The organism is Caballeronia catudaia, from assembly GCF_001544755.2.
GTDB lineage: Bacteria > Pseudomonadota > Gammaproteobacteria > Burkholderiales > Burkholderiaceae > Caballeronia > Caballeronia catudaia.
This window is the reverse complement of the sequence record NZ_FCOF02000001.1, coordinates 259,275-283,616: the sequence shown is the minus strand read 5'-3', so window position 1 is coordinate 283,616 and position 24,342 is coordinate 259,275. Positions and strand designations below refer to the sequence as shown.

At 64.2% G+C, this 24,342-nt stretch carries 27 protein-coding genes; 23 read left to right on the top strand and 4 right to left on the bottom strand.

Annotated elements, in window-relative coordinates:
* Position 1: 1 nt before the first annotated feature.
* The 12 genes from AWB75_RS01330 (at position 2) to AWB75_RS01275 (ending at position 11,055) form a co-directional block, all read left to right on the top strand.
* Positions 2-610, top strand: coding sequence for a glutathione S-transferase family protein (locus AWB75_RS01330; RefSeq protein WP_061122439.1), 609 nt, complete (start codon positions 2-4; stop codon positions 608-610).
* Positions 607-1,026 (top strand): YchJ family protein, encoded by a 420-nt coding sequence (locus AWB75_RS01325; protein ID WP_061122263.1) that lies wholly within the window; start codon positions 607-609, stop codon positions 1,024-1,026. Before AWB75_RS01330 ends, AWB75_RS01325 begins: the two co-directional genes overlap by 4 nt.
* Positions 1,027-1,353: 327 nt before the next feature.
* Entirely contained in the window at positions 1,354-2,610 is a 1,257-nt protein-coding gene (locus AWB75_RS01320; RefSeq protein ID WP_061122262.1) for a dienelactone hydrolase family protein, read from the top strand.
* Between the two features lie 273 nt (positions 2,611-2,883).
* Positions 2,884-4,191 (top strand): adenosylmethionine--8-amino-7-oxononanoate transaminase, encoded by a 1,308-nt coding sequence (locus AWB75_RS01315; protein WP_061122261.1) that lies wholly within the window; start codon positions 2,884-2,886, stop codon positions 4,189-4,191.
* Complete coding sequence (gene bioF, locus AWB75_RS01310) at positions 4,188-5,381, top strand: 8-amino-7-oxononanoate synthase (RefSeq protein WP_061122260.1); 1,194 nt, start codon at positions 4,188-4,190, stop codon at positions 5,379-5,381. The genes AWB75_RS01315 and bioF overlap by 4 nt, the downstream gene beginning before the upstream one ends.
* On the top strand, positions 5,378-6,079 hold the full coding sequence (gene bioD / locus AWB75_RS01305) for a dethiobiotin synthase (protein ID WP_061122259.1): 702 nt from the start codon (positions 5,378-5,380) through the stop codon (positions 6,077-6,079). The genes bioF and bioD overlap by 4 nt, the downstream gene beginning before the upstream one ends.
* A gap of 4 nt (positions 6,080-6,083) precedes the next feature.
* On the top strand, positions 6,084-7,139 hold the full coding sequence (bioB, locus tag AWB75_RS01300; protein WP_061122258.1) for a biotin synthase BioB: 1,056 nt from the start codon (positions 6,084-6,086) through the stop codon (positions 7,137-7,139).
* Positions 7,140-7,151: 12 nt separating this feature from the next.
* Entirely contained in the window at positions 7,152-8,093 is a 942-nt protein-coding gene (locus AWB75_RS01295; RefSeq protein ID WP_061122257.1) for a 2-hydroxyacid dehydrogenase, read from the top strand.
* A 23-nt stretch (positions 8,094-8,116) separates the two neighbouring features.
* Positions 8,117-9,040 carry a hydroxymethylglutaryl-CoA lyase gene (locus tag AWB75_RS01290; protein ID WP_061122256.1) on the top strand — a complete coding sequence of 308 codons (924 nt, stop codon included), beginning with the start codon at positions 8,117-8,119 and terminating at the stop codon, positions 9,038-9,040.
* A gap of 16 nt (positions 9,041-9,056) precedes the next feature.
* On the top strand, positions 9,057-9,554 hold the full coding sequence (locus AWB75_RS01285) for a YbaK/EbsC family protein (RefSeq protein ID WP_087086441.1): 498 nt from the start codon (positions 9,057-9,059) through the stop codon (positions 9,552-9,554).
* A 35-nt stretch (positions 9,555-9,589) separates the two neighbouring features.
* Positions 9,590-10,147, top strand: a complete 558-nt coding sequence (locus AWB75_RS01280; RefSeq protein WP_235011921.1) for a DUF1289 domain-containing protein — start codon at positions 9,590-9,592, stop codon at positions 10,145-10,147.
* Positions 10,144-11,055 (top strand): MBL fold metallo-hydrolase, encoded by a 912-nt coding sequence (locus AWB75_RS01275; protein WP_061122254.1) that lies wholly within the window; start codon positions 10,144-10,146, stop codon positions 11,053-11,055. Before AWB75_RS01280 ends, AWB75_RS01275 begins: the two co-directional genes overlap by 4 nt.
* Positions 11,056-11,245: 190 nt before the next feature.
* Here AWB75_RS01275 and AWB75_RS01270 read toward each other — a convergent pair whose 3' ends face one another.
* A complete protein-coding gene (locus tag AWB75_RS01270; RefSeq protein WP_061122437.1) occupies positions 11,246-12,136 on the bottom strand; it encodes an alpha/beta fold hydrolase in 891 nt (296 codons plus the stop codon).
* A gap of 264 nt (positions 12,137-12,400) precedes the next feature.
* Here AWB75_RS01270 and AWB75_RS01265 point away from each other — a divergent pair, with 264 nt between their 5' ends.
* The gene (locus AWB75_RS01265; RefSeq protein WP_061122253.1) at positions 12,401-13,366 is read left to right on the top strand and encodes an NAD(P)H-dependent flavin oxidoreductase; all 966 of its coding nucleotides are present in this window, start codon (positions 12,401-12,403) and stop codon (positions 13,364-13,366) included.
* A 70-nt stretch (positions 13,367-13,436) separates the two neighbouring features.
* Here the strand turns inward: AWB75_RS01265 and AWB75_RS01260 are convergent, their stop codons facing one another.
* Positions 13,437-14,549: a porin gene (locus tag AWB75_RS01260; protein ID WP_061122252.1), complete on the bottom strand. Its 1,113-nt coding sequence runs from the start codon at positions 14,547-14,549 to the stop codon at positions 13,437-13,439.
* 305 nt (positions 14,550-14,854) lie between these two features.
* Here AWB75_RS01260 and AWB75_RS01255 point away from each other — a divergent pair, with 305 nt between their 5' ends.
* The gene (locus tag AWB75_RS01255; protein ID WP_061122251.1) at positions 14,855-15,055 is read left to right on the top strand and encodes a hypothetical protein; all 201 of its coding nucleotides are present in this window, start codon (positions 14,855-14,857) and stop codon (positions 15,053-15,055) included.
* A gap of 9 nt (positions 15,056-15,064) precedes the next feature.
* On the opposite strand, the gene AWB75_RS01250 is transcribed toward AWB75_RS01255, so the two are convergent.
* A complete protein-coding gene (locus tag AWB75_RS01250; RefSeq protein WP_061122250.1) occupies positions 15,065-15,433 on the bottom strand; it encodes a hypothetical protein in 369 nt (122 codons plus the stop codon).
* Between the two features lie 489 nt (positions 15,434-15,922).
* On the opposite strand from AWB75_RS01250, the gene AWB75_RS01245 reads away from it, so the two are divergent.
* From AWB75_RS01245 to AWB75_RS01205, 9 genes are all read left to right on the top strand, one after another.
* Positions 15,923-16,942 carry a bile acid:sodium symporter family protein gene (locus tag AWB75_RS01245; RefSeq protein ID WP_061122249.1) on the top strand — a complete coding sequence of 340 codons (1,020 nt, stop codon included), beginning with the start codon at positions 15,923-15,925 and terminating at the stop codon, positions 16,940-16,942.
* A gap of 319 nt (positions 16,943-17,261) precedes the next feature.
* Entirely contained in the window at positions 17,262-18,299 is a 1,038-nt protein-coding gene (locus AWB75_RS01240; protein ID WP_061122248.1) for an acyl-CoA dehydrogenase family protein, read from the top strand.
* Entirely contained in the window at positions 18,287-19,090 is an 804-nt protein-coding gene (locus tag AWB75_RS01235) for a PIG-L deacetylase family protein (RefSeq protein ID WP_061122247.1), read from the top strand. Before AWB75_RS01240 ends, AWB75_RS01235 begins: the two co-directional genes overlap by 13 nt.
* A complete protein-coding gene (locus AWB75_RS01230; protein WP_061122246.1) occupies positions 19,087-19,701 on the top strand; it encodes a class I SAM-dependent methyltransferase in 615 nt (204 codons plus the stop codon). The genes AWB75_RS01235 and AWB75_RS01230 overlap by 4 nt, the downstream gene beginning before the upstream one ends.
* A gap of 215 nt (positions 19,702-19,916) precedes the next feature.
* Entirely contained in the window at positions 19,917-20,936 is a 1,020-nt protein-coding gene (locus tag AWB75_RS01225) for a LacI family DNA-binding transcriptional regulator (RefSeq protein WP_061122245.1), read from the top strand.
* Positions 20,933-22,186, top strand: coding sequence for an AGE family epimerase/isomerase (locus AWB75_RS01220; RefSeq protein ID WP_061122244.1), 1,254 nt, complete (start codon positions 20,933-20,935; stop codon positions 22,184-22,186). Before AWB75_RS01225 ends, AWB75_RS01220 begins: the two co-directional genes overlap by 4 nt.
* 5 nt (positions 22,187-22,191) lie before the next feature.
* Positions 22,192-23,103: a carbohydrate kinase family protein gene (locus AWB75_RS01215; RefSeq protein WP_061122243.1), complete on the top strand. Its 912-nt coding sequence runs from the start codon at positions 22,192-22,194 to the stop codon at positions 23,101-23,103.
* A 67-nt stretch (positions 23,104-23,170) separates the two neighbouring features.
* Positions 23,171-23,392 carry a hypothetical protein gene (locus tag AWB75_RS01210; RefSeq protein ID WP_061122436.1) on the top strand — a complete coding sequence of 74 codons (222 nt, stop codon included), beginning with the start codon at positions 23,171-23,173 and terminating at the stop codon, positions 23,390-23,392.
* A gap of 30 nt (positions 23,393-23,422) precedes the next feature.
* Complete coding sequence (locus tag AWB75_RS01205) at positions 23,423-23,668, top strand: hypothetical protein (protein WP_061122435.1); 246 nt, start codon at positions 23,423-23,425, stop codon at positions 23,666-23,668.
* On the opposite strand, the gene AWB75_RS01200 is transcribed toward AWB75_RS01205, so the two are convergent.
* Positions 23,665-24,315 carry a glutathione S-transferase family protein gene (locus tag AWB75_RS01200; protein ID WP_061122242.1) on the bottom strand — a complete coding sequence of 217 codons (651 nt, stop codon included), beginning with the start codon at positions 24,313-24,315 and terminating at the stop codon, positions 23,665-23,667. The genes AWB75_RS01205 and AWB75_RS01200 overlap by 4 nt on opposite strands.
* Positions 24,316-24,342: the final 27 nt, after the last annotated feature.

The window sequence follows — 24,342 nt, the reverse complement described above, 5'->3', positions numbered from 1 at the left end:
CGTGACTTATCAGGTACATGGCGTGTCCGCATCGGGCAACTGCTACAAGGTTCGCCTCGTCCTCGAACAGCTCGGCCTGCCTTACGTGTGGCGTGAAGTCGACATGATGAACGGCGCGACGCGCACCGACGCCTTCAGGAAGCTCAATCCGAACGGCAAGGTGCCGGTTCTCGTCATCGACGATGAAACCGCGCTCTCCGAATCCGGCGCGATCATCAGCTATCTCGCCGACGGCTCGCCGCTCATCCCGGCCGACCGCCTCGAACGCGCGCAAGTGCTGCAGTGGATGTTCTTCGAGCAGTACAGCCACGAGCCGTTCGTCGCGGTGGCGCGGTTCATCCTGCAATTCCTGAAGAAGCCCGACGATGCGCGACTGCCCGAAAAACTCGCCGGCTCGTACCGCGCGCTCGACGTGATGGAGCAGCATCTCGCGACGCGCACGTATTTCGTCGGCGAGCGCTACAGCATCGCCGATATCGCGCTCTACGCGTACACCCACGTCGCCGATGAAGCGAACCTCGATCTGTCGCGCTATCCGGCGATCCGCGCGTGGCTCGATCGCGTGCGCAGTCAGCCGCGTCACGTCGAGATGCCGGGCGTGGATCAATGAAGCCGGTGGATTGTCCCTGCGGCGGCGCTGCGCCCGACCAGCGCCCGAACGCACGCGCGCCGCGCTTCGACGATTGCTGCGGGCGTTTTATCGAACGCGGCGAATTGCCCGCGAACGCGATGGAACTGATGCGCTCGCGCTACACCGCCTACGTGCTCGGCGACACGGCATATCTGCGCGCGACGTGGGCCGAATCGACCTGCCCGCCCGATCTCGACGCTTCCGACGCCGGCACGCGCTGGCTCGGGCTTCAGATAAAACGCCACACGCCGATAGACAAGGATCACGAGGAAGTCGAATTCGTCGCGCGCTACAAAGTCGGCGGGCGCGCGCATCGGCTGCACGAAGCGAGCCGCTTCGCGCGCAATAGCGAAGGACGCTGGATATACGTCGACGGTCAGGTAGAAGAAAGCTAAATGTCCTTTTAAGAATATGAGGGCGCGACGGTATTAATTTCCTAAAAATTTTCTTTCAGATTAAACAGTTACGGGGTTTCTCTTATTGTGCAGTGCAATTTTGAACGGTTAATCTGTGTACACGTCAGGGCGCAGTCATTCCCGTGCCCGGACACTCGCAGCGAAGCCCCGTTTTGAAGTCAATTGTCATGTCTTTTTCAGGCATGACTCCCGGAACCCGCAGCCGACACTGCTCTTCAAGAGCAGCGCGATAGGTTTGACTTCAAAGATGCCTTGGGGCCACGCCGTATCAACGCATTGATTGGAAGCGCAGTCGGAGTTCAACGGATGGCGATCAGAACCTGGTTAGTCGGATGCAGCATGGTGTGCTCGCTCGCGACGTCGTTCGTCACATCCGCTGTGCGCGCCGAACCGATCGGCGGCGTGCGTCAGTCCGAAGGTCTCCAGGCGCCCGCGTTCAGCACGACGCTCTCGCACATTCCCGATTCGCTCGACGCCGGCCTGCCCGCCGTCACCAATGGTCTGAACGAATCCGTCGTCCAGATTCCCGAAGGCGATATCGCGCTCGAAACCACCGTGTTCAAACCCGACGGCGCGGGCCCGTTCCCGATGATCGTCTTCAATCACGGCAAGCTTCCCGGCGATTCGCACGCGCAGCCGCGCAATCGTCCGGTCGCGCTCGCGCGTGAATTCGTGCGTCACGGCTACGTGGTGGTCGTGCCGAATCGCCGCGGCTTCGCGGGCTCGGGCGGCGAATACGCCGGCAACGGTTGCAACGTCGAGGCGAACGGCTTCGCGCAGGCGCAGGACGTCGCCGCGACCGTCGCGTACATGAGCGCGCAGTCGTATGTGGACCCTACGCATATCGTGGTCGCGGGCACGTCGCACGGCGGCCTGACGGCGATCGCCTACGGCGCGCGCGATGCCGTCGCGGCGCCCGGCGTGCGCGGCCTCATCAACTTCTCGGGCGGCCTGCGTCAGGACGAATGCGCGGGCTGGCAGAAAAATCTCGTCAACGCGTTCGGCGCTTACGGCGAGCATGTGCGCCTGCCGTCGCTGTGGCTTTACGGCGACAACGATTCGGTCTGGCAAGGCGATTTGTCGGCGCAGATGCACACCGCGTTCACGTCGCACGGCGCGCGCGCCAACCTGGTCGATTTCGGCACCTACAAGAACGACGCGCATCGGCTCGTCGGCGATCGCGACGGCGTGCAGATCTGGTGGCCGCGCGTGAAGGCGTTTCTCGCGCAGATCGGCATGCCGACGTCCGTGCAGTATCAGGTCTCCGAGCCGCACATGCCGAAGGCGACCGCCTTTGCGGACCTCGACGCCGTGCAGTCCGTGCCGTACCTCGATGAAAACGGCCGCGCGGGCTATCGCAACTTCCTCTCGCAGTATTCGAGCCGCGCGTTCGCCGTATCGGATTCCGGCGCGTGGTCGTGGGCCGAAGGCGGCGACGATCCGATGTCCGTCGCCATCGCGAACTGCCAGAAGCAGAGCGCCGACCCGTGCAGGCTCTACGCGGTGAACAATCGCGTCGTCTGGAACGATCAGGCGGCCGAGACGCGGACCGCCTCGCGCTGAAAGCGCCCTTTCCCGTTTCCCCCGAACGCCGGCCCCGCGCCGGCGTTTTTGCATCTTTCGCGCGACAACGCATCGAAATCAGCGAAGTTACGTCGGATAGCGCGTTTTCGCATTTCCATCACGCACCCACGCATGCCCAAAAAACCTTCCGATTACGGAAGGTTGCCCATGTTTTAGGGATAATTGACGCACGCAGTTTTCCCAGCAACGCAGGCGCTTCGAGGCCTGCCCGACGTATTAGGCCCGTACCGCGCGCGGGCCTGGGAGCCGTTTTTGAACACAGAAGCCAATCAGGACTGGGTCGCCCGCTCGCTTGCAGCCGTGTGGCATCCGTGCACCCAGATGAAACATCACGAGCGCGTGCCGCTCGTGCCGATCGCGCGCGGCAAGGACGCGTGGCTCTACGACCACGAAGGCAAGCGCTATCTCGATGCGATCAGTTCGTGGTGGGTGAACCTCTTCGGCCACGCGAACGACGACATCAACCGCGCGCTGAAAGATCAACTCGACACGCTCGAACACGCGATGCTCGCGGGCTGCACACACGCGCCCGCTGTCGAACTGGCCGAGCGTTTGTCGGCGCTCACGCAGCGCACGCTCGGTCATGCGTTTTTCGCGTCGGATGGCGCGTCGGCGGTGGAGATCGCGCTGAAGATGAGCTTTCACTTCTGGCGCAATCGCGGACAGAGCCAAAAGCGCGAATTCGCGTGCCTCGCGAACAGTTACCACGGCGAGACGATCGGCGCGCTCGGCGTCACCGATGTCGCCATTTTCAAGGACGCTTACGATCCGCTGATTCGTCATGCGCATGTGGTCGCATCGCCGGCCGCGGCCGGTGTCGATGAAGCCATCGCCGCGATGCGCGCGCTGTTCGGGCAACGCGCGCCGCAACTCGCGGCGGTCATCGTCGAGCCGCTCGTGCAATGCGCGGCGGGCATGGCGATGTACGACGCGTCGTATCTCACGCGTTTGCGCGCGCTGTGCGACGAGTTCGGCGTGCATCTGATCGCCGATGAAATCGCGGTCGGCTGCGGGCGCACCGGCACTTTTTTCGCGTGCGAGCAGGCGAATATCTGGCCGGATTTCATCTGCCTGTCGAAAGGCATCAGCGGCGGTTACCTGCCGCTTTCGATCGTTCTCACGCGCGACGAAATCTACGCCGCTTTCTACGACGACGACCTCACGCGCGGTTTCCTGCATTCGCATTCGTACACGGGCAATCCGCTCGCGTGCCGCGCCGCGCTGGCGACGCTCGATCTGTTCGACAGCGCGAACGTGCTTGCGGAGAATCGCCGTAAGTCGGCGCTGCTGCGCGAAGCGTTCGAAGCACGGTTCGGCAACCACGAACGCGTACGCAACCTGCGCAATCGCGGCACGATCTTCGCGTTCGACGTCGATATCGACGACAAAACGTTCTCGCGCCGTTTCTTCGCCAACGCATTGCAGCGCGAACTGCTGATGCGCCCGATCGGCACGACGGTCTACGCGATGCCGCCATACGTCCTCACCGACGACGAACTCGTGCTCCTCGTGCAACGCACGCGCGACACGCTCGACGCCACGTTTGCGGAGACCGCATGAGCACGAACACATCGCAAGCGCTGTACGACACGCTGAAACAAGGGCTCGCCGATATCGACGCGCGCGGCCTGCGACGCCGCCGCAAAACCATCGACAGCGCGTGCTCCGCGCATATGACGGTCGATGGCCGCGAGATCGTCGGCTTCGCGAGCAACGATTACCTCGGCCTCGCGGCGCACGATGCGATCCGCGCGGCGTTGGCCGAAGGCGCGGCGCGCTACGGCGCGGGCAGCGGCGGCTCGCATCTGCTCGGCGGCCATTCGCGCGCGCACGCGCAGCTCGAAGACGACCTCGCCGCGTTCTCGGGCGGCTTCGTCGACAACCCGCGCGCGCTCTACTTCAGCACCGGTTACATGGCGAATCTCGCGATCGTGACCGCGCTCGCCGGACGCGGCACGCTCGTGTTCTCCGACGCGCTGAATCACGCGTCGCTGATCGATGGCGTGCGCCTGTCGCGTGCGCAGACGCAGATTTATCCGCACGCCGACATGCAGGCGCTCGACGCAATGCTCGATGCGTCGCGCGACGATGCCTCGACGAAACTCATCGTCACCGACACGGTGTTCAGCATGGACGGCGATATCGCGCCGCTCGAACGTCTCACCGAACTCGCGGAAAAGTACGGCGCGTGGCTCGTCGTCGACGACGCGCACGGCTTCGGCGTGCTCGGCCCGCAAGGACGCGGCGCGCTCGCGGCGCTGCAATTGCGCTCGCCGCATCTCGTCTATGTCGGCACGCTCGGCAAGGCGGCGGGCGTGTCGGGCGCGTTCGTCGCGGCGGATGAAACCGTCGTCGAGTGGCTCGTGCAGCGCGCGCGTCCGTATATCTTCACGACGGCGTCGCCGCCAGCGGTCGCGCATGCGGTTTCGAAGAGCATCGAAATCATCGCGGGCGATGAAGGCGATCAGCGGCGCGCGCATCTCGCGTCCCTCATCGAGACCACGCGCGCGATGTTGAAGCGCACGCGCTGGATGCCCGTCGATTCGCATACGGCCGTGCAGCCGCTCGTGATCGGCGGCAACGATGAAACGCTGGCCATCGCCGCCGCGCTCGACAAGCACGGCCTCTGGGTGCCCGCGATTCGTCCGCCGACCGTTCCGCAAAACACATCGCGCCTGCGCATTTCGCTGTCCGCCGCGCACAGCGACGACGATCTGGCGCGCCTCGATCACGCTTTGAATACGCTATGACCGCTTTGTCTTTCTTCGTCGCCGGCACCGATACGGAAATCGGCAAGACGTTCGTCTCCTGCGCGCTGCTGCACGGCTTCGCGCGCGCGGGCCTGCGCGCCGCCGCGATGAAGCCGATCGCCTCGGGCGCGGTCCTGCGCGACGGCGTGCTGCACAACGAAGACGCCGATCAGCTCGACGCCGCCGCGAACGTCGCGCTGCCGAACGACATCCGCACGCCGTTCATGATGCGCGAGCCGATCGCGCCGCATATCGCGGCACGACGCGAAGGCATCGCGCTGGATATTTCCAGGATCGTCGAAGCGCATCGCTTTGCAGTCACGCAAGCGGATATCGTGGTCGTGGAAGGCGTTGGCGGCTTTCGCGTGCCGCTCACCGACACGCACGACACCGCCGATCTCGCGCTCGCGCTGAATCTGCCGGTCGTGCTCGTAGTCGGCATGCGGCTCGGCTGCATCAGCCATGCGCTTTTGACCACCGAAGCAATCGCGTCGCGCGGACTGAAACTCGCGGGCTGGGTCGCGAATCGCGTCGATCCGGACATGCTGTATCCCGACGAAAACATCGCTTCACTGAAACAACGCATCGACGCGCCGCTCCTCGGCGTGATTCCGCATCTCGCGCCGAACGACGCAAAGCGCGCCGCCGAAACGCTGGACATCGGCCTTCTGACAGACCCGCTTCATCGAAAGGATTGAAACCATGACGCAACAAATCGCCGCCGAGACCCCTTCCACGGCCACGCCGCAACCGATGCAGCGCTGGCGCGTCGCCGATGTCGTCGCGCTGTACGCGTTGCCGTTCAACGATCTGCTGTATCGCGCGCAGACCGTGCATCGCGAACATTTCGATCCGAACGCGGTGCAGTTGTCCACGCTGTTGTCGATCAAAACCGGCGGCTGCGAAGAAGATTGCGCGTATTGCCCGCAGTCGGTTCATCACGACACGGGCCTGAAGGCCGAAAAGCTGATGGACGTCGATGAAGTCCTGAAGGCCGCGGAAGTCGCGAAGGCCAACGGCGCGACGCGTTTTTGCATGGGCGCGGCGTGGCGCAATCCGAAGGATCGCCATCTCGAGCCGATCAAGGACATGATTCGCGGCGTCAAGGCGATGGGCCTCGAAACCTGCGTGACGCTCGGCATGCTGGAGACGCATCAGGCGCAGGCCTTGAGCGATGCGGGCCTCGATTACTACAACCACAATCTCGACACGTCGCCGGAGTTCTACGGCCAGATCATCTCGACGCGCACGTATCAGGACCGTCTCGATACGCTGGAGCGCGTGCGCGATGCGGGCATCAACGTCTGCTGCGGCGGGATCGTCGGCATGGGCGAGTCACGGCGCGAGCGCGCGGGGCTGATCTCGCAGCTCGCGAACATGGAGCCGTATCCGGAATCGGTGCCGATCAACAATCTCGTGCAGGTTTCGGGCACGCCGCTCACCGGCACCGAAGCGCTCGACCCGTTCGAGTTCGTAAGGACGATCGCGGTCGCGCGCATCACGATGCCCAAGGCGATGGTGCGTCTCTCGGCCGGGCGCGAGCAGATGGACGAAGCGCTGCAGGCGCTGTGCTTCGCCGCAGGCGCGAATTCGATCTTCTACGGCGATCAGCTTCTGACGACGAGCAACCCTCAAGCCGAAGCCGACCGCAAGCTGATCGAGCGGCTGGGCATGCGCGCGCAGGCCGCGCAGAATGTCGGCGTGGAGACGGCGGAGCGTGCCTGCGGACATGCGCACCCACACTCGCACGCGAACTAAGCCGAAGCGGCCATGAAAATCATCTTCTACGAACAGAACGCCGATCTCGACGCCTGGCTCGGCGGCTTGCGCCGCGAACTGCCGGACGCGGATTTGCGCGTGTGGGAGCCGGGCGACACCGCGAGCGCGGATTACGCGATCGTCTGGCGCGCGCCGCGCGAGCTTTTTGCGAATCGCCCCGATCTTCAGGCGGTGTTCAATCTCGGCGCGGGCGTCGATGCGATTCTCGACGTCGAGCGCAAAGAGCCCGGCACGCTGCCGCAGAACGCGAAGCTCGTGCGTCTGGAAGACACCGGCATGGCGCAGCAGATGGTCGAATACGCGACGTATTGCGTGCTGCGCTACATGCGCCGCTTCGATGAATACGAAGCGCTGAAACGCGAAGGCCGCTGGGAAAAGCTGCCACAGCACGCGCGCGAATCGTTCACGGTGGGCGTGCTCGGGCTCGGCGTGCTGGGCGGCGAAGTCGCGAAAGGCTTGCGCGCGCTCGGCGTTCCCGTGCGGGGTTACAGCCGCACGCCGAAGACGATCGAAGGCGTTCAGGTTCACGCGGGACCGGAAAACTTCGACGCCTTTCTCGACGGCGTGAAGGTGCTCATCAATCTGCTGCCGCACACGCCGGACACCGAAGGCATCCTGAACGCGCGCACGTTCGGCAAGCTCGCGCGCGGCGCGTATCTGGTGAATGTGGCGCGCGGCCCGCATCTCGTCGATGACGACCTGCTCGCCGCGCTCGATAGCAGCCAGCTCGCCGCCGCGACGCTCGATGTCTTTCACACCGAACCGCTGCCGCTGGATCACGCGTTCTGGACGCATCCGCGCGTGACGATCACGCCGCATATTTCCGCGGAAACGCTGCGCGAGGAAAGCATCGTGCAGATCGCCGGCAAGATCCGGGCGCTCGCGCGCGGCGAGCCGATCAGCGGCATTGTCGATTTCAGGCGCGGGTATTGAGAACACATCGAAAGGAGAGAGACATGATTCCGTCAAAAGTGAAAATCGTCGAAGTCGGGCCGCGCGACGGCCTGCAAAACGAAAAGCAGTTCGTCCCCACCGAAACCAAGATCGAACTCGTGAACCGGCTCGCGAGCGCGGGCATCGTCAATGTGGAATCGACGTCGTTCGTGTCGCCGAAATGGGTGCCGCAAATGTCCGACGCCGCCGCCGTGATGGCCGGCATCCAGCGCCGTCCGGGCACGATCTACTCGGTTCTGACGCCGAACATGCGGGGCTTCGAAGGCGCGCTCGAATCGAAAGCCGATGAAATCGTGATCTTTGGCGCGGCGAGCGAGGCGTTCTCGCAGAAGAACATCAATTGCAGCATTGCGGAGAGCATCGCGCGCTTCGAGCCGGTCGCGAAAGCCGCGAAGGATGCGGGCATGCGGCTGCGCGGCAGCATTTCCTGCGCGCTCGGCTGCCCGTATCAGGGCGAAGTGAGCATTGAATCGGTCGTGGATGTCGTCGAACGCATGAAGGCGCTCGGCTGCGATGAAATCGACATCGCCGATACGATCGGCACCGGCACGCCGAAACGCACGCGCGAAGTGATGGCGGCGGCGCAGTCGGTGTTTCCGCGCGAGCGTCTCTCCGGGCATTTCCACGACACGTACGGCCAGGCCATCGGCAACATCTACGCGGCGCTGCTCGAAGGCATCGAGATTTACCACGCGTCGGTCGCGGGTCTCGGCGGCTGTCCGTATGCGAAGGGCGCGACCGGCAATGTCGCGACGGAAGACGTCGTCTATCTGATGAACGGACTCGGCATCGAGACGGGCGTCGATCTCGATCAGCTCGTCGAGATCGGCGACTTCATTTCGCGCGCGATCGACAAGCCCAGTTCGTCGCGTGCGGGCAAGGCGATCTTCACGAAAAAGCGCGATGGCGTTGCGGCCTGCGCGTGAACACCAAAGGACCACGATGATCGATTCATTACCCGAATCCGCGCGCCGCGTCGCGCTGTTACTGAAGGAACGCGGGCATCCGCACGATGTCGTGATGCTGCCCGAAACCGGCAAGACTTCGGCGGAAGCGGCGGCCGGGCTCGGCTGCGCCGTCGCGCAGATCGCGAAGTCGATCCTCTTTCGCCGCAAGGAAGACGACGCGCCCGTCCTCGTGATCGCGAGCGGGGCGAATCGCGTCGACGAAGCGAAGGTCGCGGCGCGCGTCGGCGCATTGGCGCGCGCGGATGCGAAGTTCGTGCGCGAGAAAACCGGCTACGCGATCGGCGGCGTGTGTCCGATCGGTCACGCGGTCACGCCGGTCACGCTCATCGACGAAGATTTGCTCGCGCTCGAAAGCCTGTGGGCCGCGGCCGGGCATCCGCATGCGGTGTTCAATCTCTCGCCGCAGGAGCTGATCGAACTAACGGGCGCGCCAGTCGTCGATGTCGCGTTGCGCGAGACTGCGGAGTCATGACCGGCGTGGCGTCGCCGTGCGTCGATGTCTGTCGCATGAATCCGGAAACCGGCTTCTGCGACGGCTGCTTTCGCACCATCGACGAAATCGCCGCGTGGGCCGCTTACGACGATGACGCCAGGCGCACGGTGCTCGCACGCGTCGAAAGCCGCGGACAGGGCGCGCGTGTCGTGACGATCGGCGAATCGTTCGACGCGACGCTCGAACTGCCGCCCGATTCGATCAAACACTTCGCGACGCTCGTCAACGACACGAACCCGCTGCATCACGACGACGCCTACGCGCGCGCGAGCCGCTTCGGTTCGCTCATCGCATCGGGCACGCAGCCGACCGCGCATCTGATGGCGATGCTCGCCGCGCATTTTTCGCGCGACGCGCAGCCGCTCGGCCTCGAATTCGGCATCCGGCTGACGCGCGCGGTGAAGGCGAACGACGTGCTCACGATGCACTGGCGCGTGACCGAAGCGAAATGGAAGCCGAGCCTCGGCGGCGATCTCGTGAAGCTCGAAGGCGGCGCGCGCAATCAGCTCGGCGAAACGGTGATGAAGGCGACGGCGACTATCGTCGTCATGCCATTGGAAACACGCGCGTGAAGACCTTGCCCGACTCCATCAAGGTTTTCGAGCGCGGCTGGCTCTCGTCGAACAACGTGCTGTTCGAAAGCGCCGAAGGCACGGCGATCGTCGATACGGGCTACGCGTCGCATGCGCCGCAGACGCTCGCGCTCGTCCGGCAGACGCTCGGCGCGCGCAAGCTCGATCTCATCGTCAATACGCATTTGCATTCGGATCACTGCGGCGGCAACGCGCTGCTTCAGCAGACTTACGCGAGCGACACGCTCATTCCCGCGAGCGAGGCGCACGCCGTGCGCGCATGGGACGAAGACGCGCTCACGTTCCGTGCGACCGGGCAGCGCTGCGATCGCTTCACGTTCACGGGCACGATCGAAAACGGCATGACGCTCGCGCTGGGCGGCTTCGACTGGAACGTGCTCGGCGCGCCGGGCCACGATCCGCATTCGCTCATGCTGCATTGCCCGGAAACGCGCGTGCTCATCAGCGCCGACGCGTTGTGGGAAAACGGCTTCGGCGTGATCTTCCCCGAACTCGAAGGCGAAAGCGGCTTCGCGGAAGAGCGCGCGGTGCTCGATCTGATCGCGCGGCTCGACGTGGATATCGTGATTCCCGGCCACGGCGCGCCGTTCACGGATGTCGCGCGCGCGCTCGATACGGCGGCTTCGCGCCTCGACTATCTGCGGGCCGATCCCGCGCGCAACGCGAAGAACGCGCTCAAGGTGCTGATCGTCTTCAAGCTGATGGAAGTCCGCACGATGACGCTGGACGCGATCCTTTCGATGACGGAACACGCCCGCGCGATGCGCGCCGCCGCCGATACGCTCGCGGCGTCTCACGAGCGCAGAACGCTCATCGAAGACATCGTCGGGGAACTGGCGCGCGGCGGCTCGGTGAAGCTGAGCGGCGACGTCGTGTCGGCGGCATAGCGCAAACATGCCGGTAAAAGGAAAATCAAAAAGAAAGCCGCTTGTCAGCTACGGCAAGCGGCAGAATCATAGGGACGTGATCAACGTCCTGGATATCGTAGCGCGACAGTATTTCACGTGCATCGGTGCTTTCCCTACAAATTTCCAACGCTCACCTGAACTCGCGTAAGAACCAATGCCGGCGCGGGTTTCAGGGCGCATCGGCGGCGAAGAAAGCGAGCATTTCCGCGAGCAGCATCTCGGGCTGTTCCTCGGGAATATAGTGACCGCACGGCAGCGCGCGGCCGCTCACGTCGCGTGCGACGCGCCGCCATTGTTCGAGCGCATCGAAGCATCGCTCGATCACGCCTTCCCGTCCCCAGAGCACGCGCAGCGGAGACGCGACCTTCAGCCCGCGTTCGAGATCGGCGCGATCGTGCTCCAGGTCGATGCTCGCCGACGCGCGGTAGTCCTCGCACATCGCGAAGATCGCGCCGGGCGATGCCAGCGCGTCGCGGTATGCCTGCAGCGCATGCGGCGCGAACGGCGCGAGGCCCGCGTGACGATTCCCCATCACACGATCGATGTACGCAGCCGGATTGCCGCCGATCAGAAGCTCGGGCAGCGGCGTCGGCTGAATCAGGAAGAACCAGTGGAAGTACGCCGTCGCGAATTCGCGGTCGGTGGCTTCGTACATTGCGAGCGTCGGCGCGATATCGAGCAGCATCAGACGATCGACTGCGTTGGGAAAGTCCATCGCCATGCGATGCGCGACACGCGCGCCGCGATCGTGCGCGCACACGAGAAAGCGCTCGAAGCCGAAATGACGCATCACCGCGACCTGATCCGCAGCCATCGCGCGCTTGGAGTACGGCGTGTGATGCGCGTCGCTCGCAGGCTTCCCCGATGCGCCGTAGCCGCGCAAGTCCGTCGCGATCACGGTGAAGTGCTTCGCGAGCTCGCCGGCGCATTTGTGCCAGATTTCGTGGGTTTGCGGATGGCCATGCATGAGCAGAAGCGGCGGCCCGTCCCCGCCTTTCATGCCGACGATGTCGACGCCCGCGGCATCGACGCGAAACGGCTCGTAGTCTCCGAAAGACATGATGTTTTCTTGTTCGTGGCGTTGCCGATGATTGTAGGCGCGCACGCGCGATCGCCGGTGCGCCGCCATGCGTGCAACCATCGAAACCGAAGACATCCTCGGAATTCTCGCGTTGTCGCGCGTGAAATTGCTTCGGCTATAATCGAACGGTCGTTCGCTGGCCACGCGCACGCGCTTTCAGGACAATGATGGTGCGTGCCAGTCGCGACCGACGCTCGTGGAGTGGCCTCGACGCTGCTCTGACACATTCAGGAGACTTGTGCCATGGCCCTGCCCGCCATCTTGCAGCACCTCGCGTTGCCGGTCGTCGGCTCGCCGATGTTCATCGTCAGTTATCCCGAGCTCGTGCTCGCGCAGTGCAAGGCGGGCATCGTCGGCTCGTTTCCGGCGCTGAACGCGCGCCCCGCCGAACAACTCGACGAATGGCTCACGCAGATTCAGAGCGAGCTCGCCGCGCACAAGGCGGCGCACCCCGACGCGGTCATCGGACCGATCGCGGTCAATCAGATCGTTCATCAATCCAACGCGCGGCTCGAACAGGACGTGCGTGTATGCGTCGAACACAAGGTGCCGATCTTCATCACGAGCCTGCGCGCGCCCGTCAAAGAGATGATCGACGCGGTGCATTCGTATGGCGGCATCGTGCTGCACGACGTCATCAATCTGCGTCATGCGCAAAAGGCGCTCGACGCGGGCGTCGACGGCCTCGTTCTCGTCGCCGCGGGCGCGGGCGGCCATGCGGGCACGACGTCGCCGTTCGCGCTCGTTGGCGAAGTGCGGCGCATCTTCGACGGTCCGATCGTGCTGTCGGGCGCGATCGCCAACGGCGGCTCCATTCTCGCCGCGCAGGCCATGGGCGCGGACCTCGCGTACATGGGCACGCGCTTCATCGCGACGAAGGAAGCGCATGCGCCGGACGAGTACAAGCGCGCGATCGTCAACGCGAACGCCGCGGACATCATCTACACGAATCTTTTCACCGGCGTGCACGGCAATTACATCCGCGAGAGCATCGTCAGATCCGGGCTCGATCCGGACGCATTGCCCGAATCCGACAAGACCGCGATGAACTTCGGCGATGGCACGAGCAGCAAGGCGAAGGCGTGGAAGGACATCTGGGGCGCGGGCCAAGGCGTCGGCCTGATGCAGGACGTGCCGAGCGTCGCCGAGCTGGTTCAGCGGCTGAAGCGCGAGTACGACGGCGCGAAGAAGCGCCTCGCGATCGGCTGATTTTTCCCATGCAGAAACGCAAACACCGCGCTCGAGGCGCGGTGTTTGCGTTTGGTGCGGCTTCGCTCGCTTAGAACTTCGCGCGAATGCCGACGCCGAAGGTATCACCCGACGACAGGCTCGTGTACTTGTCGTTCAGGTACGCGGCGTAGACGTCGGTGCGCTTCGACAGCGGATAGTCGTAGCCGAGCGCCCAGCTCTTGTGCGTCTGATCGAGGCCGCCGTTGCTGCGCGAGTACGCGTACGACGCCATCACCGTGCCTGGTCCGACCGGAATCGTCACGCCGCCCTGCCCCGTGTTCACGTGGAAGGTGCCGGGGCCCTCGTAGTCGTTCTTCGTGTACATGTACTGCGCAAAAAACTTGACGTACTTCAGATCGTAGGATGCGCCCAGTTGCCCGACGCTCTGACTCTTGTAGCCGGGCGTCGCAAAGCCGTCGACGGAAGTCAGATCGCCCGGCGTGTTGTTGAAGTTCACGTACTGATAGACGCCGGTCGCCGCGAACGGGCCGTGGAAGTACAGGAACTGCGCGCTGTACTTCTTCGAGCGGCCATCGCCTGCCTGGTTGCCGAAGGTGTACATCACGCTGCCCGACAGACCGTTGAAGTCCGGCGACGTGTACTGCACGGAATTGTTCCAGCCGGAATCGCCGATCACGCCCTGATCCGTCCGATACGTCGGGAACGTGCCCGCGCCGAGGAACACGTGATAGACCATCGGCGAGAAGACGTAGGAGTCGACGAACGGGTTGAAGAGAATCGTCGAGACGAAAAGTTGCGTCGTGAGGCGGCCCGCCGTGAACGTGCCGATCGGCCCTTGAATGCCGACGTACGAGTTACGTGCGAAGAAGGTGTCGCCCTGGAAGCGTCCGTACTGGCCGTTCTGCGCGCGGAAGAAGCTTTCCAACGTGAAGATCGCCTTGTAACCGCCGCCGAGATCCTCGGCGCCCTTCATGCCCCAGTACGACGTCGACATGCCGCCGCCGCTCACGTTCCATGCGCGCTCGCTGCCCGGAAACTTGGTGGCGCCGACCCATTCGTCGACCTGCCCGTACAGCGAAACGCTCGACTGTGCGTGCGCCGCCCCCGCGGCGAATAAGCCGAGCATCGTTGCGGCGACTGCGGTGGCCTTGACCGTTGCTTTCACCGTAGTCTTCGGCGCACGGTTGACGGTTGACTTCATGAACTCTCCTGTCTTTGTCGAAAATTGAAAGCTTGGCGGGCGAGGGGCGTTGCACTCGCCTCGTCTGACCGGGCCTGACGGACGAATGGGCGAAAGAGGCATCGCATGTGGAGCGGCACCATCTTTACGGACCATTTTTCCGGTCAAAAATGTTTTTGGTTATTACGGGTATAGCGGTTCGGATAATGCTGACGGGTGGCAAGAGCGGCAAGACGCATCGAGTCGCAGGCGCGCGCTGATCCTCATCGGAATCAACGCCCTGCGAAGCCAATATCGGCGCGCCTTTTTGAGATGCCGAAAGCCTTATGAAATATCGGAAAACGACATTTTTCCGCGCACGGCGCATTGTCCTTGCGCGGAAAAAAGAGGGGAACGTCGGAGAGAAATTCGATGCGCAACTGTGGCGCGATTACGTCAATGTGACAGCGGAACTAGACGCGCCAACACTTTTGCGCTTCGCCCGAATCATGCACGAAGCGCCGATGATGCCGGTGGATGCCGGGTAAGCGGAGCGGTCAGTTGCGGTAGCTTGCGTTGGCCGGCGTGCGGCCATCGTCCGCCGGACGCCCAGGCGGTCGCGGAAGACTGCGCTCTTCGTTGTAGCGCGTGATGTCGGCGCGGATAGATCCCGAACCGCGCAGGGGAACGGCTTGATCGGCACGGGGGCCGGGGCGCACCTCGGCGCTGACGGGCGTCAGACCGTCTTTCGCGGCGACCGGCGTGTAATGCAGCGATTGCCGGCTGCTCACGGAATCGTCGAACACCGCCGGGGACAGCCATTCGGCGCGCGGCCCCGCGAGCGCGAGCGAACCCGCTACCGTCAGCGCGCCGAGCGCGGCAGATACGAAAAGCCGGGTAGTCTTGCGAAAGCCAGTAAGCGCCATGTCCAAACTGCCTGCGTCCGACCGATATTCTCGTCCGTGGCGTCGAAAGCGGGCTGCGCGCCAAGAGGACAACCGGCCGTAGTCGGAGCACCCGGGCTATGGCATCGAGACGATGCAAAAACCCGCCGACCGGTGTATTCAACAATTTATTGGGCGTCGAGTCGGCAGTCGAGCCAAAAAGTGTTATGCCTGCTCGATGGTTGTAACACCATGTTACGTCAGAGTTTTTCGCTTCGCGCAGGCGTTTCGGACGCCCAATCATGTGACGAAATTTTCGGCTGGACAAGTGGTTGCCAAAGGCCCGAATGTTGCTGTCCCGAAGCCGCTTTCGTGGCGGAAAACCGGCGCTCATGCAGAAGGGTAATCAATCGAGCCGGCAAATGAATTTGCCAATTTAATCGGGTACGAGCGAAAATCATGGTTTTTACTGACTTGACGCCGAAAATGCCGCCCATTTCGCACGGCACGTCCAGGCACGAGATTCTCTGAATGGCACGGCCCAAATTTCTCCCCGACAATTTCACGCTGGCGCTCGTCGGCACGGTCATCGTTGCGAGCTTCCTGCCCTCCCGTGGCGGCGTGGCGGTGGCCTTCAACTGGATCACCGATATCGCCATCGGCCTCCTGTTCTTTCTGCACGGCGCAAAGCTCTCGCGCGAAGCGATTGTCGCCGGCGCGACCCACTGGCGCCTGCATCTCGTCGTGCTGCTCAGCACCTTTGCGCTGTTCCCGCTGCTCGGCCTCGCGCTCAAGCCGGTGCTCACGCCACTCGTCACGCCCGCGCTCTACACCGGCATCCTGTTCCTTTGCACGCTGCCTTCGACGGTGCAGTCGTCGATTGCCTTCACCTCGATGGCGAAGGGCAACGTGCCGGCTGCCGTGTGCAGCGCGTCCGCGTCCAGCCTGCTCGGGATTTTCATCACGCCGGCGCTCGTCGGCCTCGTCGTGAGCAATCACGGCGCGACGACCGGCTCGCCCTGGCACACGGTCGGCAACATCACGCTGCAATTGCTCGTGCCGTTCATCGCCGGGCAACTGCTGCGGCCGGCCATCGGCAAGTGGATCGACAAGCATCGCGCGATGCTCAAGTTCGTGGATCAGGGCTCGATTCTGCTCGTCGTGTATGTGGCGTTCAGCGAGGCCGTGAACGAAGGCATCTGGCATTCGATCTCGCTGTCGACGCTCGCCGGTCTGCTCGCGGTCAACATTCTGCTGCTGGCGGCCGCGCTCTTCATCACGGCGTTCACGGCGAAGCGCCTCGGTTTTTCGCGAGCGGATCAGATCACGATCATTTTCTGCGGCTCGAAGAAAAGCCTCGCCTCCGGCATTCCGATGGCGAAAGTGATCTTCGCTTCGCATGCGGTCGGCGCGGTCGTGTTGCCGCTCATGTTGTTTCATCAGATCCAGCTCATGGTGTGCGCCGTGCTCGCACAACGCTGGGGCGCGCGCAAGACCGCGCCCGAACCGGCGCGCGACGGCAAGCGTGTCGGCGCTCCCGCCCGCCGCTGATACAAGCCCTCGCGGAGGCGACGTTCCCTCCTCCATCATCTTTTCCTCCTCCGATGGCCGCGACATGCGGCCTTCGTGTCATTTGAGCCCGGCTCCGCGCCGGCGTCGACTCAGCCAGATGGCATAAGCCAAAGCGCCTGATCCGACGCATTGATTCAACACCACTCCTTGCCTGGCGTCCCGCGTTTCGGCCTACACCTTTCGGCTGAATGGCGCTCGGGCATGTCCCTTGCCACACTCTCGTCCAGAACCACGCAGAAGCGCACACAGGACACATCATGCGGACACAACCCGTCACTCAGCGAGCGCGGAACGAAAGATGAATTACGTCGAAGACCAAGCACCGGCTTCCGCGCTGCGCGCCTTTCTCGGCGAGCTACCGTTTCGACGCGGCAACGCTGAAGACACAGGACGCGCATTGCGGGCGCTGATCGATGCCGGCCTCGACCGTCTGCCCTTGCCCGGCCAGGGCCGCACGGCGGAGCGCTGGCGCGCCCTTGGCGTCGTAGCAGCGTTCGACCTGTCTCTGGTCAAGCTGTACGAAGGTCATACGGATGCACTCGCGATCCTTGCCGAACTCGGCGACGAGCGCCCGAAGGACCGCAGCGCGTGGGCCGTGTGGGCAGCCGAGCCACCGAACGCGCGTCTTTTGGCGCTGGGCGACCCGGGAGCGCAGACGGTGCTGCTGCAAGGCACGAAGTCCTGGTGTTCCGGCGCGGCATCGGTCACGCATGCGCTCGTGACGGCGTGGAACGAGCGTGATGAACCAGTGCTTGCAGCCGTCGACCTGAAAGAGGCAGGCGTGCAGACCACCAGCACCGGCTGGCAAGCGGTCGGCATGCGCGCGAGCGCGAGCGTCGACGTTCGCTTCGAGCGCGCGAGCGCGCGACTCATCGGCTCGCCGCGCGCCTATCTCGAGCGCCCAGGCTTCTGGCACGGGGGCGCGGGAATCGCCGCGTGCTGGTTCGGCGCGGCCGCCGGCATCGCCGCGTTCGTCGCGCGCGACGCGAAGCTTCGGGCTGGCCCGCACAAACTTGCGCATCTCGGCGCCATCGATACCACGCTGTGCGCCACGGCTGCGCTGCTGCGCGAAACGGCGGCGTTCATCGACCATCAGCCCGCCGCCGACGCGATTGCGCCCGCTATGCGCGCACGGCTCGCAGCGGAGCATGCAGCGGCATTCGTCGTCGAGCACGCCGGCCGTGCGCTCGGCGCAGGTCCGCTGTGTCGGGACGCCCATTTCGCGCAACTGATGGCCGACCTGCCGGTATTCATTCGACAAAGCCACGCCGAGCGCGACGAAGCGTCGCTCGCCGAGCGCGTCATCGAGGAGGAACAGATTTCATGGCAGATGTGAGCACGCGAGCGCCGGCCGACCAGACAGCCATCGACACCGCCGCCGCCCGCGCCATTTCCGGCGACGGCACGCCCGAAGCCGCCTGGCAGGGGTGGGGACGTCTTGGCGCGCTGCCTGAAGTCGACCCCGCGGAACTCGTGCCATTCGGCGGCCGGGCTGTCGTAGTTGCGCCACACCCCGACGACGAAATCCTCGGCACCGGCGGCCTGCTGGCGCGTCTCTCGGAAATCAGCCGGAACATACTCATCGTCGCCGTGACCGACGGCACCGCGAGTCACCCGAATTCGCCCGAATGGCCGCCTGAACGCCTTGCACGCGTGCGTCCGCTGGAAACGAGGGCTGCGCTGCAACGGCTGCGTCTGCGTCACGTCCAGGTGGTGAGGCTCGGACTTCAGGACGGCGAGCCCGGCCGTATCGATGCCGGCTTGTCAGGATTGCTATCCAAACATCTTCAACCAGGCGATATCGTTTTCACTACATGGCGCTATGATGGGCACCCCGACCACGAGGCAGCCGGGCGCGCCGTTCATGCCGCGGCAGAAGCGCTCGAACTGCCTTGCGTGGAGGTGCCGCTCTGGACGTGGCACTGGGCGTCGCCGGACGATACGCGCGTGCCATGGAGCCGTGCCCGCCGTATCGTTCTCGACGGCGCGACGCACGCCCGGAAGCTTCGGGCCGTGCAGGCTTTCCGAAGCCAACTCGAACCTGACACCGCAACCGGCCAGGCGCCAGTACTGCCTGAGCATGTGCTGGCGCGGCTGACGCGGCCTTTCGAAGTCGTACTCATATGAACTACAACACCGATAACAATACTAAGCAGTACTTCAATGACCTTTATCGTGAAAACGACGATCCCTGGAAAATCCGGCATCGCTGGTATGAGCGGCGCAAGCGGGCGCTCACGCTTGCGTCGCTTCCGCAAGAGCACTATGCGCGCGCGTTCGAACCAGGATGCGGGAATGGTGAGCTAACCGCGCTGCTCGCGGCGCGCTGCGACGAACTCATCGCCACGGACATTTCCGAGGACGCCGTCGCCCTCACGCGGCAACGCGTCGCGCAATGTCCGAACGTGAAGGTCCAGCAAATGCTTTTGCCCGATGAGTGGCCGAGCGGCAAGTTCGACCTCGTCTTGATCAGCGAAATCGGTTATTACCTTGACGAACCGCAGCTTTGGCACATCGTCGAGCATATTCATCAGACCTTGTCGCGCAACGGCGCGGTCGTCGCCTGTCACTGGCGCAGGCCGATCGAAGGCTGGAGCCAGAATGGCGACGACGTTCATGCAAAGCTGCGCGGCCGCATGAGCATGCCGGTGCTGTGTCACTACTGGGACGACGATCTGATTCTCGATGTCTGGACCCCCGACACGCGTTCGATCCACGACCGGGAAACATCGGCGTAGCGTTTCCTGATTTTTACTAAACAAACAAACCGCAAGGAAACGTATATACAACAAGGGTCTACTGGTTTTCTCCAATCTCTCGCGAGGGTGTTTTTGCGATTTTTTACTATACAATCGCCCTCGACAAGCGAATCGAGCGGACGCGATAAACATCGCCTCCCGCTCGACCGACTACCAAAACAGCCGAAAAACGGGCGGAGACAGAGAACACCACGATGGCCACCACCATTCGCGATGTCGCGCGTGCGGCAAGCGTCTCGATCGGGACGGTGTCGCGCGCGCTCAAGAATCAACCGGGCTTGTCCGAAGCGACGCGCGTGCGTGTCGTCGAAGTCGCGCAGCAGCTCGGCTATGACTCCGGGCAATTGCGCACGCGTATTCGTCGCGTGACCTTTCTGCTGCATCGGCAGCACAACAATTTCGCCGTCAGCCCGTTTTTCTCGCACGTGCTGCACGGTTTCGAGGAAGCGTGCCGCGAACGGCGGCTCGTGCCATCGGTGCTCACCGCCGGACCGACGCACGATCTCGCGCAGCAAATGCGGCTGCACGCGCCCGACGCCATCGCGGTCGCGGGTTTCGTCGAGCCCGAACTGCTCGCGCACCTGCATTCGCTCGCGCGGCCCACCGTGCTGATCGATCTGCGCGCGCCGGGCTTCCGCTCGGTCAACATCGACAACGTGAAAGGCGCGTCGCTTGCGATGCAGCATCTGTTCGTGCAAGGGCGGCGACGCATCGCGTTCATCGGCGGATCGCTCGCGCATCACAGCATCGCGCAGCGCGCGCTCGGCTATCGCAAGGCATTTTTCGACGCCGGCCTGCTCTTCGATCCGACGCTCGAAATCATGACGCAGCCGGGCCTGCCCGCCGATCTCGCCGCCGCCGACGCGATGGAACGCCTGATCGCCGACGCCCGCGCGCAATCCGGTCCGCTGCCCGACGCCGTTTTCGCCTATAACGATGCAGCGGCCCTCGCCGCGATGCGCGTCTGTCTCGCACACGGGTTGCGCGTGCCGGACGATATCGCGTTCGTCGGTTTCGACGACATTCCGGCCGCCGCGCAAAGCACGCCGCCGCTCTCGACCGTCACCGTCGACAAGGAAGCGCTCGGGCGCCGCGGCGTCGAGTTGCTGTTGGAAGATCAATCGAGCCCGCCGAGCCAGGCCGATACGCTCGTCGCCGTCACTTTCGTACCTCGCGCGAGCTCGGGCACGAGACAGGACATCAGCACGCCATGAACATGACCGCCTTACCTGCCATCGCGGAAGAAGTGTCAGTGGAACGCGCGACCGATTTCCGCAGCCGCGACTTCCTGCTCTCGCACGTGCGCGACACGCTCGCCTTCTACGCGCCCAACGCGCGCGACCCGTCCGGCGGCTTCTTTCATTTCTTCAAGGACGACGGCAGCGTCTACGACCGCACGACGCGCCATCTCGTCAGCAGCACGCGCTTCGTCTTCAATTACGCGATGGCGTACCGCCATTTCGGCGACGCCGCCTATCAGGACGAGGCGCGCCACGCTTTCAAATTTCTTCGCGACGCGCACTGGGACGCCGCGAACGAAGGCTACGACTGGGAACTCGAGTGGCGCGACGGCCAAAAGCGCACGCTCGACGGCACGCGCCACTGCTATGGCATGGCATTCGTGCTGCTGGCGTGCGCGCACGCGGCGATGGCGGGCATCGACGCAGCGTTGCCGATGATCGACGAGACTTTCGCGATCATGGAGAAGCGCTTCTGGGATGCCGACGCCGGTCTCTACGCCGACGAAGCAACCGCCGACTGGCAACTTTCCGACTATCGCGGGCAGAACGCGAACATGCATGCGACCGAGGCGCTGCTCGCCGCGTACGAGGCGACCGGCCACGTCATCTATCTGGACCGCGCGGAAAAGATCGCCGGAAATATCACGCTGCGTCAGGCGAAGCTGTCGAACGGGCTCGTGTGGGAGCACTTTCACCGCGACTGGACGGTGGATTGGCACTACAACGAATCGGACAGCTCGAACATCTTCCGTCCGTGGGGCTATCAGCCGGGGCATCACACCGAATGGGCCAAGCTGCTGCTGATTCTGGAGCGGCACCGCGCGCTGCCGTGGCTCAGCTCCCGCGCCGTCGAACTATTCGATGCCGGATTCGGCCGCGCGTGGGACGGCCGCCACGGCGGCCTCTACTACGGCTTCGGTCCCGACGACACGATCTGCGATCACGACAAATATTTTTGGGTGCAGGCGGAAAGCTTCGCGGCGGCGGCGCTGCTCGGCGCGCGCACGGGCCGCGAGCGTTTCTGGGACTGCTACGACGAGCTGTGGCGCTATAGCTGGGCGCACTTCGTCGATCACGAATACGGCGCGTGGTTTCGCATACTCACGTGCGACAACCGCAAGTACGGCGACGAGAAGAGCCCCGCCGGCAAGACCGACTATCACACGATGGGCGCGTGCTACGAAGTGCTGAACGCGCTTTCTGCGCCCCAAACCTCACGGTGACAACGATGGCAAGCGAGCAACCCAACTTCCCGCAATTCGTGTCGGCAGGCGACATTCTCACCGACATGATCCGCACGGACGTGTCGAGCTGGCTGTCGCGTCCGGGCGGCGCGGGCTGGAACGTCGCGCGCGCGGTCGCGCGGCTCGGCCTGCCGACGGCCTGCGCCGGCTCGCTCGGCACGGACAATTTCTCCGACGACTTGTGGGAAGCGAGCGCCGCATCGGGCCTCGACATGCGCTTCATGCAGCGCGTGGAGCGTCCGCCGCTGCTCGCGATCGTCCACAAAACGCAGCCGCCGACGTACTACTTCATGGGCGAAAACGGCGCGGACCTGGCGTTCGATCCGTCGCGGCTGCCGCAAGGCTGGATGGAGCGCGTGAAGTGGGCGCACTTCGGCTGCATCAGCCTCGTGCGCCAGCCGCTCGGCGCCACGCTGGCGAAACTTGCCGCCGAACTGCGCGAGCACGGCGTGAAGATCAGCTTCGACCCGAACTATCGCAATCTGATGGAGCACGGCTACGAGCCGATCCTGCGCAACATGGCGGGTCTCGCCGACCTCATCAAAGTGTCCGACGAAGATCTGCACATGCTCTTCAAGGGCATGCCCGAAGCGGACGCGCTCGCAAAAATCCGTTCGATGAACCCGCAAGCCACCGTGCTCGTCACGCGCGGCTCGGCCGAAGCCACGCTGTACGCGGGCGACGAGCAATTCAGCGCGCGCCCGCCGAGCGTCGAAGTAGCGGATACGGTCGGCGCGGGCGATGCGTCCATCGGCGGACTGCTCTACAGCCTGATGGCGCGCCACGGCGGCTGGCCCGATCATCTGAAGTTCGCGCTCGCGGCGGGCGCGGCGGCGTGCCGTCATTCGGGCGCGCATTCGCCTTCGCTGGAAGAGGTCGAAGAACTGCTGCAATAAGCTGTCGCACGCGTTAAATATCTGCGTGCTAGCATGGATTTCATCCTTGCCCGGAGGCGAATCCATCGTGGAAGACACCACCTATACGAAAGGCATCTATAAGGCGACGATCGGCGTGCGCGCCATCGACGGAGGCAGGTTCCAGGGTCTCGTCTCGCTCGCGCGCGACGACGGCGAGGATGCCGATGCGACGCTCTACCAAGTGGAAGCCGCATCCGGAAACGAGGACGAAGCGCTCAACGAAGCGCGCGCGCTCGCGCACCGCATCCTCGGGGAAATTGAACTCTAGCCACGCTGCATGGCTGCATCGGAGGTCATCATGCCGGAGCAGATCTTCCTTTATGGCGTCTACGCCATCCACGTCAGGCCGGTCGAGCTCCAGGGCTCGCGCTGGGACGCGGAATACGAGATCCGTCATCACGACAAGGCGGTGCAGCCGTGGACGACCGTCGGCGGCGATGACGGGCTCGCCGACCGCGCCGAAGCCGTCGAACTGGCGCATCGGCGCGCGGTGTCGGACATCGAAGCCGGCGCGGGCATTCCAAAGCCGCGCGCGTTTCCCTAATTTTCGTTCGGCGGATGCGCGAGACCGATATGCGCATTCAGCGCGAGCCGCTCCGCCTCGCGGCGATCGATCGCTGACGCACTCTCATAGCCTTCGCGCGCGAGCGAGCGCTCGACGTAATCGAAAAGCACGCCCTGCGGCTCGATCAGCTTCGCCTTGAACGCGATCTGCAGCGTGCTCGCGGCGAGAATATCGGCGGCGGTGAACTGTTCGCCGAGCAGCCACGGGCCTTCTTCCAGCGCGCTTTCGATCGCGTGCTCGACGCGCCCGAGATCACCCCAGCCGAAGCTCACGGTGTTGCCTTGCGCGCCGGTCATGCGCTCGGCCATCGCGGGTTCCAGACACGAGCCCGTAAAAAACATCCATTGCAAAAAGCGCCCGCGCGACGGATCGTCCAGCGGCGCCCCGAGCGCGGTCTCCGGATAGCGATCGGCAAGATAGAGCAGCACCGCGCCCGATTCCGCGACGCGCACGCTGCCGTCTTCCAGCGCGGGCAGCTTCGACATCGGATTGACGCGGCAGAAATTCGCATCGTTTTGCGCGCCCGCACGGATATTCACGAACTCGAGCTGATACGGCACGCGCATTTCCTCGAGCATCCACAGCGCGCGGAAGGCGCGCGTCTTTGGCCAGTAGAAGAGCTTCATCGGCGTCGCTTTTTGTCGGCTTTCCAG

Bases quoted from the DNA above. Each gene is read 5' to 3' on its own strand.
- AWB75_RS01325 (WP_061122263.1), top strand. From the start codon at position 607: ATGAAGCCGGTGGATTGTCCCTGCGGCGGCGCTGCGCCCGACCAGCGC.
- AWB75_RS01320 (WP_061122262.1), top strand. From the start codon at position 1,354: ATGGCGATCAGAACCTGGTTAGTCGGATGCAGCATGGTGTGCTCGCTC.
- bioF (WP_061122260.1), top strand. From the start codon at position 4,188: ATGAGCACGAACACATCGCAAGCGCTGTACGACACGCTGAAACAAGGG.
- bioD (WP_061122259.1), top strand. From the start codon at position 5,378: ATGACCGCTTTGTCTTTCTTCGTCGCCGGCACCGATACGGAAATCGGC.
- bioB (WP_061122258.1), top strand. From the start codon at position 6,084: ATGACGCAACAAATCGCCGCCGAGACCCCTTCCACGGCCACGCCGCAA.
- AWB75_RS01295 (WP_061122257.1), top strand. From the start codon at position 7,152: ATGAAAATCATCTTCTACGAACAGAACGCCGATCTCGACGCCTGGCTC.
- AWB75_RS01290 (WP_061122256.1), top strand. From the start codon at position 8,117: ATGATTCCGTCAAAAGTGAAAATCGTCGAAGTCGGGCCGCGCGACGGC.
- AWB75_RS01285 (WP_087086441.1), top strand. From the start codon at position 9,057: ATGATCGATTCATTACCCGAATCCGCGCGCCGCGTCGCGCTGTTACTG.
- AWB75_RS01280 (WP_235011921.1), top strand. From the start codon at position 9,590: ATGAATCCGGAAACCGGCTTCTGCGACGGCTGCTTTCGCACCATCGAC.
- AWB75_RS01270 (WP_061122437.1), bottom strand. From the start codon at position 12,136: ATGTCTTTCGGAGACTACGAGCCGTTTCGCGTCGATGCCGCGGGCGTC.
- AWB75_RS01265 (WP_061122253.1), top strand. From the start codon at position 12,401: ATGGCCCTGCCCGCCATCTTGCAGCACCTCGCGTTGCCGGTCGTCGGC.
- AWB75_RS01260 (WP_061122252.1), bottom strand. From the start codon at position 14,549: ATGAAGTCAACCGTCAACCGTGCGCCGAAGACTACGGTGAAAGCAACG.
- AWB75_RS01255 (WP_061122251.1), top strand. From the start codon at position 14,855: ATGAAATATCGGAAAACGACATTTTTCCGCGCACGGCGCATTGTCCTT.
- AWB75_RS01250 (WP_061122250.1), bottom strand. From the start codon at position 15,433: ATGGCGCTTACTGGCTTTCGCAAGACTACCCGGCTTTTCGTATCTGCC.
- AWB75_RS01245 (WP_061122249.1), top strand. From the start codon at position 15,923: ATGGCACGGCCCAAATTTCTCCCCGACAATTTCACGCTGGCGCTCGTC.
- AWB75_RS01240 (WP_061122248.1), top strand. From the start codon at position 17,262: ATGAATTACGTCGAAGACCAAGCACCGGCTTCCGCGCTGCGCGCCTTT.
- AWB75_RS01235 (WP_061122247.1), top strand. From the start codon at position 18,287: ATGGCAGATGTGAGCACGCGAGCGCCGGCCGACCAGACAGCCATCGAC.
- AWB75_RS01230 (WP_061122246.1), top strand. From the start codon at position 19,087: ATGAACTACAACACCGATAACAATACTAAGCAGTACTTCAATGACCTT.
- AWB75_RS01225 (WP_061122245.1), top strand. From the start codon at position 19,917: ATGGCCACCACCATTCGCGATGTCGCGCGTGCGGCAAGCGTCTCGATC.
- AWB75_RS01220 (WP_061122244.1), top strand. From the start codon at position 20,933: ATGAACATGACCGCCTTACCTGCCATCGCGGAAGAAGTGTCAGTGGAA.
- AWB75_RS01215 (WP_061122243.1), top strand. From the start codon at position 22,192: ATGGCAAGCGAGCAACCCAACTTCCCGCAATTCGTGTCGGCAGGCGAC.
- AWB75_RS01205 (WP_061122435.1), top strand. From the start codon at position 23,423: ATGCCGGAGCAGATCTTCCTTTATGGCGTCTACGCCATCCACGTCAGG.
- AWB75_RS01200 (WP_061122242.1), bottom strand. From the start codon at position 24,315: ATGAAGCTCTTCTACTGGCCAAAGACGCGCGCCTTCCGCGCGCTGTGG.